The 14,218-nt window shown below is 65.3% G+C and carries 13 protein-coding genes; 3 read left to right on the top strand and 10 right to left on the bottom strand.

The annotated features are described in order from the left end of the window. Positions 1-101 precede the first annotated feature (101 nt). From AC062T_RS02085 to AC062T_RS02050, 8 genes are all read right to left on the bottom strand, one after another. Positions 102-1,214: an ABC transporter permease gene (locus tag AC062T_RS02085; RefSeq protein ID WP_476026947.1), complete on the bottom strand. Its 1,113-nt coding sequence runs from the start codon at positions 1,212-1,214 to the stop codon at positions 102-104. Continuing rightward, the gene (locus AC062T_RS02080) at positions 1,211-2,095 is read right to left on the bottom strand and encodes an ABC transporter ATP-binding protein (protein WP_476026945.1); all 885 of its coding nucleotides are present in this window, start codon (positions 2,093-2,095) and stop codon (positions 1,211-1,213) included. The genes AC062T_RS02085 and AC062T_RS02080 overlap by 4 nt, the downstream gene beginning before the upstream one ends. Positions 2,096-2,183: 88 nt before the next feature. Next, positions 2,184-2,882 (bottom strand): response regulator, encoded by a 699-nt coding sequence (locus AC062T_RS02075; RefSeq protein ID WP_476026943.1) that lies wholly within the window; start codon positions 2,880-2,882, stop codon positions 2,184-2,186. Further along, entirely contained in the window at positions 2,879-4,240 is a 1,362-nt protein-coding gene (locus AC062T_RS02070) for a sensor histidine kinase (protein WP_476026941.1), read from the bottom strand. Before AC062T_RS02070 ends, AC062T_RS02075 begins: the two co-directional genes overlap by 4 nt. Positions 4,241-4,319: 79 nt before the next feature. Continuing rightward, positions 4,320-5,135 carry an alpha/beta fold hydrolase gene (locus AC062T_RS02065; RefSeq protein WP_476026939.1) on the bottom strand — a complete coding sequence of 272 codons (816 nt, stop codon included), beginning with the start codon at positions 5,133-5,135 and terminating at the stop codon, positions 4,320-4,322. A gap of 83 nt (positions 5,136-5,218) precedes the next feature. Next, positions 5,219-5,863, bottom strand: a complete 645-nt coding sequence (locus AC062T_RS02060) for a GntR family transcriptional regulator (RefSeq protein WP_108997617.1) — start codon at positions 5,861-5,863, stop codon at positions 5,219-5,221. A 25-nt stretch (positions 5,864-5,888) separates the two neighbouring features. Next, entirely contained in the window at positions 5,889-7,898 is a 2,010-nt protein-coding gene (gene acs, locus AC062T_RS02055) for an acetate--CoA ligase (protein WP_476026949.1), read from the bottom strand. 169 nt (positions 7,899-8,067) lie between these two features. After that, a complete protein-coding gene (locus AC062T_RS02050; protein WP_476026937.1) occupies positions 8,068-9,099 on the bottom strand; it encodes a zinc-binding dehydrogenase in 1,032 nt (343 codons plus the stop codon). Positions 9,100-9,283: 184 nt separating this feature from the next. On the opposite strand from AC062T_RS02050, the gene AC062T_RS02045 reads away from it, so the two are divergent. Beyond that, positions 9,284-10,669, top strand: coding sequence for an LLM class flavin-dependent oxidoreductase (locus tag AC062T_RS02045; RefSeq protein WP_476026935.1), 1,386 nt, complete (start codon positions 9,284-9,286; stop codon positions 10,667-10,669). A gap of 39 nt (positions 10,670-10,708) precedes the next feature. After that, positions 10,709-11,629, top strand: a complete 921-nt coding sequence (locus tag AC062T_RS02040) for an AEC family transporter (protein WP_476026933.1) — start codon at positions 10,709-10,711, stop codon at positions 11,627-11,629. 25 nt (positions 11,630-11,654) lie between these two features. On the opposite strand, the gene AC062T_RS02035 is transcribed toward AC062T_RS02040, so the two are convergent. Then, entirely contained in the window at positions 11,655-12,491 is an 837-nt protein-coding gene (locus tag AC062T_RS02035) for an exodeoxyribonuclease III (protein ID WP_476026931.1), read from the bottom strand. Positions 12,492-12,582: 91 nt separating this feature from the next. On the opposite strand from AC062T_RS02035, the gene fgd reads away from it, so the two are divergent. After that, the gene (fgd, locus tag AC062T_RS02030; RefSeq protein WP_476026929.1) at positions 12,583-13,653 is read left to right on the top strand and encodes a glucose-6-phosphate dehydrogenase (coenzyme-F420); all 1,071 of its coding nucleotides are present in this window, start codon (positions 12,583-12,585) and stop codon (positions 13,651-13,653) included. Here fgd and AC062T_RS02025 read toward each other — a convergent pair. Then, positions 13,622-14,218, bottom strand: a 597-nt coding sequence (locus AC062T_RS02025; RefSeq protein WP_476026927.1) for a D-alanyl-D-alanine carboxypeptidase family protein, incomplete at its 5' end; no start/stop codon positions are given. The two genes, fgd and AC062T_RS02025, sit on opposite strands and share 32 nt — an antisense overlap.

Raw genomic sequence — 14,218 nt, 5'->3', positions numbered from 1 at the left:
CGCATTCGGGACCCCTCAGCGGGTTTGTGTGGCGCTGGGCGCGCGCCCGGGCGGCCCAGGCGCCGCGCTGGGCGTGCGGCGCGGGCGCCACGCGCGCCCCGCTAGCTTGCGCCGGTCAGGGCATCCTTGAGCTTGACGCGCGCGCCCATGCGCAGGAGCGCATTGGAGTAGATGCGCGAGCCGAACGCAATCGTGAGGGCCGTCGTGGCGAGCAGGATGACGAGCGAGAGGATGGGCTCCCACCATTCTGCAGTGCCGAGGAACACCCGCATCGGCATTCCGACGGGCGCGGAGAACGGCACGTACGACATGATCGCAAGCACGAGATCGTTGTCGTTGAAGAAGATCACCAAGAAGTACGGGATCATCACGAGATAGGTGATCGGGGTGGTTGTCGTGGCCATGTCTTCTTGCCTCGAAACGAGTGCCGCTGCGGCCGCGAACATCGAGGCGAGCAGCACAAACCCGAACACGAAGAAGATCACGAACCACACAATCGAAGGCCCGATGTCGGCCAGCAGAATGTCTTGACCAGAGGCCAACATCCCAATTCCGGCGATTGCCGCGATGAGCACGATCTGCCCGAAGGCCAGGATGCTGTTGCCGATCACCTTGCCGGCCAGCAACGCGGGCACGGGCACGGTGGCCATGAGAATTTCGACGATGCGGGTCTGCTTCTCTTCGACAACGCTCTGGGCAATCGCCATGCCAAAGGTGAGCGCAGACATGAAGAAGATAAGACCGAAGCCGAGGGCAACGAAGTAGACGAGCAGGCTGTTGCGGTCGTCGTCAACGGGCTCAAGCACGGTTACTTCGGGGATCACGCTGAGGGACTGCAGCACGACTCCCGGTGCCTCTTCGAGCGCGATGACCTCGAGGCCCGTGGGTGAGTTCTCGGAGGGAATGATCGCAGCCTCGACATCGCCGCTGCGGACCAGTTCCTCTGCGGCATCCGCCGATGGGGCCTTGGTCACGTCGAGTGTGCCCGGTGCCTCAGCGGCCTCGACCGCTGATCCGACCGCAGCAACCTTGGTCAACTCGGTGTTGTTGGCCACAAATCCGCCGCCAACCACGGAGGCGAGAACGATGAGCAGCAAGATCGCCGTGCTGATGAGAAACGATTTGCTCCGCAGCCGCATGGTGATTTCTCGGTTCGCGATGAGCCACACGGCCGAGGCGAATCCGAGTGAGGGTGTGGTGCTCTGAGCGGTCATCGGATGACCTCCTTAAAGATCTGCGAAAGCGAGGGATGCTGCGGCGCGAAGCTGAGCACGGTGCCCGTTGCAACGGCGGTGCGAAGGATGCGCTGGGCGGTTTCTGCCGTGTCGGTGTCGAACAGGGCGTACCCGCCGTCGAAGTCGATGATGCTCACGCCAGGCTCGTCGCGAAGCCATCCTGCATCTTCACCGAGCTGAAGCTCGTAGCGGCTGCCGGAGTGCTCCGCTCGCAAACCTTCGCGTGATCCGCTGGCCTTGATCGTGCCGTCCGCGATCACGACGAGGTCGTCGCAGAGGCGTTCGACGATGTCGAGCTGGTGCGAGGAGAAAAGCACGGGGGCCCCGCGGTCGGCGTAGTCCTTGAGCACTCCGAGGACGACCTCGACGGCGAGGGGATCGAGCCCCGAGAACGGCTCATCCAGAATCAGAACATCGGGTTCGTGCACCAGCGCGGCGGCGATCTGTGCTCGCTGCTGGTTGCCCAGGGAGAGGCTTTCGACGGTGTCGCCCGTGCGCTCGCCGAGCCCGAGGCGCTCGAGCAGGGCGATCGCATTCTCGCGGGCGTGGTCGGCCGACAGCCCATGCAGCCGGGCGAGGTAGATGATCTGCTCAGCGACTTTCATCTTGGGGTAGAGGCCCCTCTCCTCCGGCATGTAGCCGAAGCGGGTGCGTGCCTCACGGGTCAGGGGAACGCCATCGAGGGTCACGGTGCCCGAGTCGGGAGTGAGCACCCCCATCATGACGCGCATGGTGGTTGTCTTGCCGGCGCCGTTGCCGCCGACGAAGCCGGTCATGCGCCCGCGGTTAACCGTGAAGGCGACATCACGCAGCACCTGGCGGTCGCCGAAGGAGCGGGAGATGGAGTTGAGTTCAAGCATGCTGCCACGCTATTGCGCTGGGCTTTCTCGCGAATCCGCCGAGCGGGTGGTCTTGGGCATCCCCCATGAGGAGGAGCAGGCTGCGGGGCTAGCTGCCCGGAACGGCGATGCCGTGCTCGTAGGCAAAGATGACCGCCTGGATGCGGTCTCGCAAACCGAGCTTCATGAAGACCTTGGATACATGCGTTTTGACGGTCGCCTCTCCGACGAACAGTCGCTCGGCGATTTCGGCGTTGGAGAGCCCGGCGGCGAGAAGGCCGAGGACTTCGCTTTCGCGGTCCGTGAGTTCGGTGGTGGCGGCAGTGGACGAGGCGCTGTCGCCTGAGGCGCTTGGCGACGCCCCGTGGGCATCCGCTACGGCGGCGATAACTCTGCGGGTGACGGTGGGAGAGAGCAGCGCATCGCCGCGGGCGATCACCTGCACGGCGTCGATGAGTTCTTCGGCGCTCGCGTTTTTGAGGAGAAAGCCGCTCGCCCCGGCCTGCAGGGCCTCGAACAGGTAGTCGTCGCGGTCGAACGTCGTGAGGATGAGCACCGCCGCGCCGATCGACGGCGTCGCCACAATCTGCCGGGTGGCTTCGAGCCCGTCGACTCCCGGCATCTGCACATCCATGCAGATCACGTCGGGCTGCAGCTCCCCAGCGAGACGCACGGCGTCGGCGCCATTGGTCGCCTCGCCAATGACCTCGATTCCGGGCTCGCTATTGAGGATGATGCGAAAGCCAGCGCGCACGAGGTCCTGATCATCGACCAGCAGCACTCGGGTCGTGAGGTGATCGGTGGTCATGGTGTGGCCTCCGTCAGGCTGGCGTCAGAATCGGCGTCGGAATCGGCATCGCGATCGGCATCGTCTGCCCAGGAGCCGCCCGCGGGGGTCAGCGGAACGATCGCGCGGACGAGGTAGCCGCCGCGGGGTCGGGGCCCAACTTCGAGGCGCCCGCCCACTGCGGCGAGCCGCTCCCGCATTCCGATGTGCCCGTGACCCGTTGCGCCCCGCGAGAGCCCGCGGCCGATCCCGGTGTCGGTGACTTCGAGCTCGATGCTGTCGCCCAGGTAGCGGATTCGCACCTCGGCCGTCGCCCTGTCTCCCGCGTGCTTTCGCACGTTCGTGAGGGCTTCTTGGCAAACGCGGTAGAGGGTGAAACCTACTAGAGGGGTTGCCGGATGTGGTTGTCCGACGGTCACGAGCTTTGCCGAAACCCCCGCGGCGGTGCTCTGGGCCACAAGTTCCGGCAGCTGTTCGAGGCCGCGCGTCGACGATGCCCTCGCCGCGGCATCCGGGGTACCCTCGTTGGGCTCGTCGGCGCTGAGGGGGTCGCGCAGGGTGGCGAGCAGGCGATGCATCTCGTCGACGGCGGATCGGGCGCTGCTCTCGATCATCACGAGCGACTCGGTGGCCTGGGCGGCGTCGGTCGCGAGCACTCGGCGGGCGGCACCGGCCTGCACGCCCATCACGGAGACGTGATGAGCGACCACGTCGTGAAGCTCGCGGGCGATGCGAACCCGATCGAGTGCGATGGCCTGGCGCATGCTGTGCTCGCGTTCATCGGCGAGTTCCGCCGTGCGCTCCTCGAGCACCGCCCGCTGACGGGCGGCCGCCCACATGCGGTCGCCAAAGTAGTAGGCGCCGCCAAAGTAGAGCAGATTGGTGGCGAAGTTGAGCAGGGCGAATGACGCGAACTGAGAGAAGACACCGCTGCGAGAAACGTTGGGCAGCAGCTCGGGGTCGCTCACGGAGATGATGAGGTTCACCGTGATCCAGATGAACATGCCCGCGATGATGGCCAAGCGCACGATGGTCGCCCGCCGACGATGGCTGCTCCATGCGCCCACCGAGTAGATGGCCATGAAGAGCGTGATGTTGCTGACGAGCAACTCGGGAACCGCGAACTGCTGCGTGACGAAAAAACCGACCGACGCGATGACCGCCACGAGCTCGGGGTATCGGCGGCGGAGCGCGAGGGGCAGCGTCATAGCGGCGATCACAACCGCTGTGAGCCAGACGGGTGCCGGGTCGTCATACGAGCCGATGCGGTAGTAGAGCAGCGAACTCAGCCCGGCCCCGATCGTTAGCCCAACGGCTCCGAGGGCATCACGTCGATAGCCCGCGGCATCCGGGCGCGGCCGCTTCCACTCGTCAGTCACTGCTCCAGGTTAGCCAGCGCCCGCGGTGTCGGCATCCGTCCACAGTTGTCCCCCGGGCGGATGAGTCGCCCTGTGCCGACTACAGGTTGTGCTGGGCGAGCCAGCGGTGCACGACCTGCGCGAACTCGGCCGGATGCTCCACGCTCGGCAGGTGGGCGGAGTGGGCGAACCGCGCTCCGTCGGATTCCGGGATCGTGCTGAGCAGGTATTCGAACTCGGCGAACGTTTCGCTCACGTCATGATCGCCCACGGCGATGAGGGCGGGCACCGTGATGTCGGTGACTCGGTCATATGACGGCGGCTCAAGGGGGATCGGTTTTGCCTTGGCGCCCACGTGTCGCAGATTCGGTTCGTTGAGCGCATACGCTGTGCGAACAAAGTCAGGGTCGAGCTCGGCAGGGTCTCGCGAGACCCCGAGGGCCCACAGCTCAACCTCAAGCCGATTGAGCTTCTCCCACTCTGCCTGCTCGAACGCCAGGTCGAGCCTGTCGAACATTGCGTCCTCTTCTGGAGTGAGGTCGATATCGGGGAACCCGCTCGGCCCGCCGCCCACCACGATGAGTCCAGACACGCGAGAGGGGTGCTCGACGGCGAAATCGATGGCGATCTGCCCGCCGTGGGAGCATCCGAGAATCGTGGCCTTCTCGACGCCCAGATGATCAAGCAGGGCCAGGATGTCGTCGTTGTTGGAGAACTCCACGTCGTCGGTGGTCGATTCGCCGAATCCGCGACAATCGAGGCGAATCACATAGTGGTCGCGCGCGAGCGTTGGCACGATCGGATCCCACATGCGCAACGTGGCGATCCCCGCGTGGATAAGCAGCAGAGCGGGGGATGCTGGGTCGCCATCGGTCTCGTAGTAGATCGAAGCGCCGGGGACATCGAATCTGGCCATGCTTCGAGGCTATGCCTGTGACCAGTCGAAAGCCAGAGTTGCGCGCGGGTGGCCGAGCGGGGTAGTGCGAGAGGGCGACCGGCTCAGTCGGCTTCTGACTGCGGAATCGGCACGGCATAGAGGCCGTTGACTGCTGCTACCGCTGCCGAGACGTCGCGGGCCTTGGCGGCATCGATCAGAGCCTGCTGCCAGTCAGCTAGGCCATGGACGTCGAGCGCTTTGGGCAGGTAAAGGCTTCCGAGGCGAACCATGTGCACGACGCTGGCGATGGAGCGAACCAGGATGTCATTGGTGCTCAGTGAGCGCAGCCGCGAATAGAAATCGAAGTTGGTGCGGGCGATCGCCGAAAAATCCATCGCCTCGAGGGCGTCGAGGTAGGCGGCGTGATCGGCCTCCATCAGGGCGATGGCCTCGTCGGTAACGCGCGGGGTGACCTCCTCGACGAGGGCGCGGTAGAGGATGATCCACACGTTCATGGCCTGCATGGTCTGGCGCGGGGTCACGACGGCCACGCGGGTGAATCTGTTGGCCGAAGCCTCGATCACTCCAATGTCGCGCAGGCGCTGAATGGCCTCGCGAACGGGCGTGCGGGAGACTCCGAAGCGTTTGGCGAGCTCCCCGTCGCTGATCCGGTCGCCCGGCTGCAGCACTCCCTGATGGATTTCGTCCAAGAGGTGGTCATAAAGGGTCGCCACGACCGGGCTGGAGGTCACTTCTGCATCGGTCATACCCCCAAGTTTAGGGGCCAAGTAGCTAAGGCGCGCTCAGTTCTTGTGGGCGGTGTTGCTGGCCTCTTTCCGAGACGATCTGCGCGATGATTCCCGGCACGGTCGAATCCTGAAGGGAGGTGACATCACCCAGTGCTCGGCCGTCGATGATGTCGCCCAGAAGCCTGCGCATGATCTTGCCCGATCGCGTCTTGGGCAGGTCGGGGACGACGACGATGTCCCGTGGCTTGGCGATGGGCCCGATCTCGTGGGCAATGTGGGCGCGCAGGGTGGCGGCGATGTCGTCGACGTCGGTGAGCTCGCGGCTGGGCACGACGAATGCCACGATGGCCTCGCCCGTCGTGGCATCCGTCCCCCTGGTTACGCCCGCTTCCCCGACGAGCGGATGCGCGACCAGCGACGATTCGATCTCGATTGTCGAGAGTCGGTGCCCAGACACGTTGATCACGTCGTCGACCCGGCCGAGCACCCACATGTCGCCGTCGGCATCGGCCTTGCCGCCGTCGCCGCTGAAGAAGAATCCGCGGTCGGCGAAGCGGGCCCAATACGAGTCGAGGTACCGCTGAGGGTTGCCCCACACGGTGCGGGCCATCGATGGCCAGGTGCCCTCGACGACGAGGTAGCCGCCGGATCCCGGCGCCACATCGTCACCGGCCTCGTCGACGACGCGCGTGCTGAGCGCGGGCAGCGCCCTGCTCACGGAGCCCGGCTTGAGCGTTGTCACACCCGGCAGCGGAGCCATGATCGCCGAGCCCGTCTCCGACTGCCACCAGGTGTCGATTATGGGGGCGGTGCCTGCGCCGATATTGTCGCGGAACCACATCCACGCCTCGGGGTTAATGGCCTCGCCAACGGAGCCGAGCAGGCGGATGCTCGAGAAGTCGAACTCTGCCGGGATGCCCTGCGAGAACCAGGTCATATAGGTGCGGATGAGCGTTGGTGCCGTGTAGTAGATCGTCACGCCGTACTTCTTGATGATGTCGAAGTGGCGGCCGGGGCGCGGGGTGTCGGGGGTGCCCTCGTACATCACCTGGGTGACGCCGTTCGAGAGCGGGCCGTAAATCGCGTAGGTGTGGGCGGTTACCCACGCGAGGTCGGCCGTGCACCAGTAAACGTCGTCGTCCTTGATGTCGAAGATCGCCCAATGGCTCCACGACGTCTGGGTCAGGTAGCCGCCGCCGGTGTGCACGAGACCCTTGGGCTTGCCGGTCGTTCCCGACGTATAGATGATGAAGAGCGGATGCTCGGCGTCGAAGAATTCGGCCTCATGAACCTCCGGCTGGCGGTCGACAACATCGTGCCACCACACGTCTCGGCCTTCCGTCCACGGCACATTCTCTTCGCCAGTCCGGCGCACGACGAGCACGTGCTCAAGCGTCGGCTGGTCTGCCGCGGCCTCATCGGACTGAGCCTTGACACCAACGGCCTTGCCGCGGCGGAACTGGCCATCGGAGGTCACGAGCAGCTTGGCGCCCGTGTCTTCGATGCGGAATCGCAGGGCCTCGGCGCTGAACCCGCCGAACACGAGCGAATGAACCGCGCCGACGCGGGCGATCGCGAGCGTGATGATCGTGGTCTCGGGGATCACCGGGAGGTAGACAACGACGCGGTCACCGGGGCCGATGCCCAGCTCGGTGAGAGCGTGGGCGGCCTTCGCGACCTCGCGCTGCAGGTCGGCATAGGTGATCGTGCGGGTGTCACCAGGTTCGCCCTCAAAAAAATAGGCGACCTTGTCGCCGTTGCCCGCATCCACATGGCGGTCGACGCAGTTGACGGCCACGTTGAGCTTTCCGCCCGCGAACCACTCTGCCTTGGGCGGCTGCAGCGACCCATCGGGGCGAAGGGCGGGCTCCCACGTATGAGCCGTGTGCCAGCGCTCGTGCCAGTCGAGCCGGTCGGCGGCCTTCTCCCAGAAGGCAACGGGGTCGGCTGCGGCCTCGGCCCAGGAATCCGCCGTGACGTTCGCATCCGCGGCGATTGCCGCCGGCGCCGGGTAGCTGCGGGTCTCCACGAGCAGCTCGCGGATGTTCGCGATGGCGGCGGGATCAGAAGCCTCAGAAGCCTCAGCAGGGGCGGCGGATGCGGCGGAGGGCGTTGCGGTGTTCGTCACCGTCCCACGGTACGACCGGGGCGGTGGCGACTCCGAATCGGGGCGTCACAGGGTGAAACATGCGGGGCAGGGCGGGTGCCCTCGGTGGACCGCGCTACGGCACAAGCACGAGCCGGATGGGGTTGCCCTCTTTGAGCTCGAGCTGGGCGATGGCGCTCGCGGCCTCGGCGAGCGGGATGATGCCGCTCACCGACCGGGAGAACTCGATTCGGCCAGCGCGTGCCAACTCGACAAGCTCCGCGACGTGCGCCGGCTCAGACCCGTAGTGGCCGCGGATCTGCTTGCGCAAATAGGCAAAGTTAGTGCTGTTGTCGATCGTGATGGGCGTGCCGCTCATGCCGACAATCACGAGGCGCCCCGCGAGCCCCAGCGAGTTGATCGCCTGCTTGCGCACCGCATCCACGCCGGCGAAGTCGAACGCGACATTGAGCCCTGCACCACCCGTCGCCGCGCGGATGTGCTTCGAGAAATCGGGGTTCGTAGGGTCCAGTGCCAGATCCGCCCCAAAACGAAGTGCCCGCTCGCGGGCCTCCTCAAGCGGGTCGATGGCGATGATCGGGCTGGCCCCCATCATCCGCAGCAGTTGCACGCCGTGTGCACCGAGCCCGCCGACGCCCCACACGCCAACGGACTCGGCAGCCTTGACCTCGCCCGTCCAGCTGATGGCAGCCCACGGGGTGGAGACAGCATCCGGAATTATCGCGGCCTGCTCGAGAGGCATGTCGTCGGGGATCGCAACGACGGCGGATGCTGCCGCGACCACATACTCCGCCCAACCTCCGTCGTAGTCCACGCCCATCGTGAGCACCCGGCCGTTCGGCAGGTCTTTGCCCGCCTGCACGATCACGCGAGTGCCAACCTCGACACCCGTGACGCCCTCGCCGAGCGACTCCACCGTTCCGGCCACCTCGTGCCCCAGCGTGACCTCGTCGCCCTCGAGATACTGGGGAACCAGGATGCCCTCGATGAGATGCACATCAGAGAGGCACACCCCAGCGGCCCCCACGGCGACGCGAACCTCGCCGGGTCCGGGCACGGGCACGGGCACTTCGCGAACGGCAAACTCACGGGTCGAGATCGTGAGCCGACCGGCGAGCATGGTGGAGGGAGTCGAGTTCGCAGGCATACGGCCATTGTGCAGAGCTAGTGGCCCTAGCGCCGCAGATTGTCGGTTTCACAGCATCCGCAGACGCAGCGATGCCTCGCACTAGTGAAGTCCACCAGTGGCTCGTGACGAAATATGTCTGCCCCATTCGGCATCCATCCCCGTCGGAGAGACCATGGATGACCGAAGCAAGAGAGGCTCTACCGTGACCCGTCAGATTCGTTTCAACGCATTCGACATGAACTGTGTCGCCCACCAGTCGTCGGGGCTGTGGCGGCATCCACAGGACCGCTCCCGCGACTACAACAAGCTCAGCTACTGGACCGAGCTCGCCAAGCTGCTCGAACGGGGCCGCTTCGACGGCATCTTCATTGCGGATGTTCTGGGCACCTACGACGTGTACGGCGGCAGCAACGAGGCCCCCATCAAACATGGTGCTCAGGTGCCCGTCGCCGACCCGCTGCTGGTCGTGCCGGCCATGGCCTATGTCACCGAGCACCTCGGATTCGGCGTCACCGCTGGCACCGCCTACGAGCATCCGTATCCGTTCGCCCGCCGCATGACCACGCTTGATCACCTCACCAACGGTCGCGTCGGCTGGAACGTCGTGACCGGGTACCTGCCGAGTGCCGCGCGCAATATGGGGCACGACGACCAGATGGAGCACGACGAGCGCTACGCCCACGCTGATGAGTACCTTGAGGTGCTCTACAAGCTCTGGGAGGGCTCGTGGGAGGACGACGCGGTTGTCGTTGACCGCGAGTCGGGCGTCTTCACCGACCCGTCAAAGGTGCACGACATCAACCATGAGGGCAAATACTTCACGGTGCCGGGCATCCATATTTCGGAGCCCTCTCCTCAGCGCACCCCCGTGATCTTTCAGGCGGGCGCATCGCCGCGGGGCATTGGCTTCGCTGCGGACAACGCCGAGGCGATCTTCGTGGCCTCGCCCACAAAAGAGATTCTCAAAGACACCGTCGGTCGCATCCGCGATGCTCTCGAAGCGGCCGGTCGCGACCGCTACGCCGCCCGCATCTACACGCTGCTCACCGTCATCACCGATGCGACGCCGGAGAAGGCGCGCGCAAAGCATGCCGAATACCTCTCCTATGCCAGCGAGGAGGGCGCCCTCGTCTTCATGTCGGGATGGATGGGCATCGACCTCTCGCAGTATGACCTCAACGAGCCGGTGGGCAACGTTAAGAGCAATGCGATTCAGTCGGCGGTATCGAACTTTCAGCAGACCAACGCCGAGGGCGGGGAGTGGACCGTCGGCGACATCGCCCGGCACAGCGCCATCGGAGGCCTCGGCCCCACGATCATTGGCTCGGGCGAGGAGATCGCCGACCAGCTTCAGGAGTGGGTCGACTACGCCGATGTCGACGGGTTCAACCTTGCCTACGCGGTGACCCCTGGCACGTTCGAAGACATTGTTGAGCACGTGATTCCCGTGCTGCAGGCTCGCGGCGTCTACCCCACCGAATATGCGGAGGGCACGCTGCGCAACAAACTGCACGGCCGGGGCGACAGGCTTCCCGCAGAACACAGGGGTGCCGGCTTCAAGGTTCAGGCGGCTGCCGCGGCTTCTTAGCGAAAAGTGGGCGGCCCGCAGTCTGCCAAACTAAAACACGTGACAGGGGTACTGATCGGCTTCGCGATCATCGCGGCGATCATCGCCACAGGGTATGTCGTTGGCCGGGTAGACCTTCTCGGCCCGCATGCGCAGCCCGTCATCGCCAAGCTCGTATTCTTTGTGCTCTCACCGTCACTGCTGTTCACGATCCTTGCCGACGCCACAGTGAGCGACCTCTTCTCGCCGATTCTGGCGGTCTCGCTGCTGTCGGCCTTTGCGGCGTTCGCCGTCTTCGGTTTCGTTGCGCTCGTCGTGTGGCGGCGAAAGTTGCCGGAGGCGGTTATCGGCTCACTGGCCTCCGGCTATGTCAACGCCAACAACATCGGCATCCCTGTCTCCCTGTATGTGCTGGGGGACGCGTCGTATTCTGCGCCGGTCATCCTGTTGCAGTTGCTCATCGTTGCCCCGGTGGCGCTGGGCATCCTCGACGTTACGTCGGGCGGGGGTGCATCGTTCGGCCGCGTCATAACGCAGCCGCTGCGCAACCCCATCATCATCGGCTCAACGCTCGGCGTCATCGTCTCGGTCACCGGCATAACGATCCCCGACGCCGTCATGGAGCCGTTCCGCATCATCGGCGCCGCCGCTGTGCCGCTCATGCTCATCAGCTATGGAATGTCGCTGCATGGCGCCCGCATCCTGAAACCCGGCACGGGGCGCAAGGATGTTGTGCTCGCCTCGGCGCTCAAACTTCTTTTGATGCCCGCTATGGCCTGGCTGCTCGGCCACTTCGTCTTTCACCTCGAGGGGCACGAGCTGTTTGTCGCCGTGGCGCTGGCCTCCCTGCCGACGGCGCAGAACGTGTTCAACTTCGCCCAGCGCTACGGGCGTGGGTCGATCGTTGCGCGCGACACAATCCTCATCACGACCGTCGCGTCGATGCCCGTGCTGCTGGCAGCATCCGTTCTGCTGCGCTGAGCACCGGGCGAGGCGCGCCCGGGGGCTAGAAGATCATCGGCCGATCGTCATCATCGCCCTCTATGGAAAGGTCGACGACGACGGGCACATGGTCGCTGGGCGCGTCGCCCTTGCGCTCGTTGCGGTGAATCGAGGCGTCGGTCACAAGGTCGGCGAACTCGGGGTTGCCCAAGATGAAGTCGATGCGCATGCCCTCGTTGCGGGGGAATCGCAGCTGCTTGTAATCCCAGAACGTGAAGCCCTCCGGCACGATCGGCCGCACGACATCGGTCATCCCAATCGTCGCGAAGGCGGCGAAAGCGTCGCGCTCCGGCTGAGAGATGTGGGTCGAGAGACCAGGAACAAAGGACGGATCACCCATGTCGGCATCCGTCGGGGCGACGTTAAAGTCGCCCATCAGAGCAAGCGGTGACCCAGGGTTCGCCTTCATCCAGTTGTCGGATGCCGTGCGAAGCCGGGTGAGCCAGTCCAGCTTGTACACGTAGTGGGGGTCGTCAATGGCGCGACCATTGGGCACGTAGAGGCTCCACAGGCGAACGCCGTCGACGGTCGCGCCGAGCGCGCGAGCCTCGAGGGGCTGGTCTGGCCCCTCGGCGCCCTTGAGGAATCCGGGCTGCAGCTCAAACGACGTTTCGACATCCTCCAGCGGCAGGCGGCTTGCGAAGGCGACACCGTTCCACTGGTTGAGGCCGTGGGCGACGACCTCATAGCCCGCCTCCTCGAAGGCTTCGAGGGGAAACTGCTCTGGCTTGCATTTGATCTCCTGCATGCCGAGCACATCGATGTCTTCGCGCACGAGCCAATCGACCACCCTCCCGTAGCGGGTTCGGATCGAGTTCACATTCCAGGTGGCGACGCGCATAAGCCCAGCTTATTCAGGTGCGGCGACACCCAGCTGCTTGCCTGGGCCGCGCGTCATCCCGCCGAAACATGGCCGGGGGTAGGGTGCCATCATGCTGAAACTGGGTCTGAAGGCGTCGGCGGAACAGTTTGCCCCGCGGGAGCTCGTGGAGATCGGCGTGCTCGCCGAGAATCACGGGTTCGACAGCGTCACCGTGAGCGATCATTTTCAGCCGTGGAGGCACAACGGCGGGCACGCCCCCTTCTCCCTTGCCTGGATGACGGCGGTCGGCGAACGCACCGACCGCATCCAGATCGGCACCTCGGTTATGACGCCTACATTCCGCTATAACCCCGCGGTCGTGGCGCAGGCCTTTGCCACAATGGGCTGCCTCTACCCCGGTCGCGTCTTTCTCGGAGTGGGCACGGGTGAGGCCCTCAACGAGATCGCCACCGGATGGAAGGGTGATTGGCCCGAATTCAAGGAGCGGTTCGCGCGACTCCGCGAGGCGGTCGACCTGATGCGGCAGTTGTGGGTGGGCGACCGTGTCGATTTCAACGGCGAGTACTACTCCACCTCGGGGGCCTCGATCTACGACGTTCCGGAGGGCGGCATCCCGATCTATGTTGCCGCAGGCGGGCCGCTCGTCGCCCGCTACGCAGGCCGCGCGGGTGACGGGTTCATCTGCACGTCGGGCAAGGGCATGGATCTCTATACCGAGCAGCTCATGCCGGCGGTCGCCGAGGGCGCAGCCAAAGCAGGGCGCAACATCGACGCCATCGACCGCATGATCGAAATCAAGCTTTCGTACGACACCGATTCCGAAACTGCGCTGGAGAACACGCGGTTCTGGGCGCCCCTCTCACTGACGGCCGAACAGAAGCACGACATCCACGACCCCATCGAGATGGAGGCAGCGGCGGATGCTCTGCCCATCGAGCAGGTGGCCAAACGATGGATCGTGGGCAGCGATCCCGATGCCGTCGTTGAGCAGATCACGCCGTACCTCGATGCGGGCCTCAACCACCTGGTCTTTCACGGACCCGGCCACGACCAGAAGCGCTTCATCGAGCTGTTCGAGCGCGACCTGGCACCACGGTTGCGCGCGCTCGCGGAGGCGCCGCCCCTGGTAGACGCCACTGTCGCCGCGCCTACCAGCCGAAGACCTCGGCGGGATGGGTGAGTCGCCACCAGGCACTCGGCGGCTCGATCGTGCCGTCGAGCACGAGAGGCACCGAGGTGGTTCGCGGACCCGCCGTATAGGTGATCGAACCAACAACCGTGCCGGTTTCCCCCTCATCAAGGCCCGACGACGTGATCGCCGAGGTCACGGGCGTATCTGACCACGTGAGCAGGGTGCCCGCTTTGCCCGTGACCACGGAGGCGCTGTCGCCCCACGGCGTCGTATAGGTTCCGAGCACTCTGCCCTGGTCGACGAGGGGGATGCTGCGAAAGCCGCCCTTGATCGACTGCAGCGTGGTCATTATTTCTCGGGAGAGCGAGTCACGGTCGAACGCACCGAGGGCGGCGCCCGTCACCGTGAGGGGTTCGCCGATGCCCACGTCGATGACCGAGGAGAACAGGAGGTTGCTGCCATAGGGGGCGAGGGTGCCCGTCTTGATTCCGTTCACGCCCCCTTGCCCGAGGAGCGTGTTGCTGTTGCTCACGGGGCTGTGGCCGGGAACATCGAGGCTCGGCGATTGGACAATCGCGGCGAGGACCGGGTTGGCCATGGCTAGCCTGCCCAG

This window comes from Homoserinimonas sp. (assembly GCF_056262345.1).
This window is presented reverse-complemented; position numbering and strand designations above follow the sequence as displayed.

Excerpts from the sequence above, each read along its gene's own strand:
- AC062T_RS02085 (WP_476026947.1), bottom strand. The coding sequence starts at position 1,214 with ATGACCGCTCAGAGCACCACACCCTCACTCGGATTCGCCTCGGCCGTG.
- AC062T_RS02080 (WP_476026945.1), bottom strand. The coding sequence starts at position 2,095 with ATGCTTGAACTCAACTCCATCTCCCGCTCCTTCGGCGACCGCCAGGTG.
- AC062T_RS02075 (WP_476026943.1), bottom strand. The coding sequence starts at position 2,882 with ATGACCACCGATCACCTCACGACCCGAGTGCTGCTGGTCGATGATCAG.
- AC062T_RS02065 (WP_476026939.1), bottom strand. The coding sequence starts at position 5,135 with ATGGCCAGATTCGATGTCCCCGGCGCTTCGATCTACTACGAGACCGAT.
- AC062T_RS02060 (WP_108997617.1), bottom strand. The coding sequence starts at position 5,863 with ATGACCGATGCAGAAGTGACCTCCAGCCCGGTCGTGGCGACCCTTTAT.
- AC062T_RS02050 (WP_476026937.1), bottom strand. The coding sequence starts at position 9,099 with ATGCCTGCGAACTCGACTCCCTCCACCATGCTCGCCGGTCGGCTCACG.
- AC062T_RS02035 (WP_476026931.1), bottom strand. The coding sequence starts at position 12,491 with ATGCGCGTCGCCACCTGGAATGTGAACTCGATCCGAACCCGCTACGGG.
- fgd (WP_476026929.1), top strand. The coding sequence starts at position 12,583 with ATGCTGAAACTGGGTCTGAAGGCGTCGGCGGAACAGTTTGCCCCGCGG.